At 56.4% G+C, this 241-nt stretch carries 1 protein-coding gene; it reads right to left on the bottom strand.

The window, feature by feature from the left end; translation table 11 throughout:
• The coding region (locus AC1RPN_RS09185) for an ATP-binding protein (protein ID WP_481763878.1) at positions 1-241 on the bottom strand (241 nt) is incomplete at both ends.

Genomic DNA, 241 nt, shown 5'->3' with positions numbered 1-241 from the left:
AGGACTACTGATGGTGACCTTGAATCCGGGAGTGAGGTAGGCTGCGAGTTCAGCCCATTCGATAGCGACGGACGCCGGGAACGACTTAGCGCTGAAGATTGAGGTACTGGGTACGACCCGGATCAGGGTGCCACGTTCCGGAGTCTTACCATCCCAACGCTTTGGGCCTTTCTTCATCTTCGTGACTTCGGTCACGAGGTGGCCATTCTCGAATGCGACGTAGTACCATGCGCCTTCGAAC

The organism is Dellaglioa sp. CoH-57-MRSF-20 (assembly GCF_056781955.1).
This window is presented reverse-complemented; position numbering and strand designations above follow the sequence as displayed.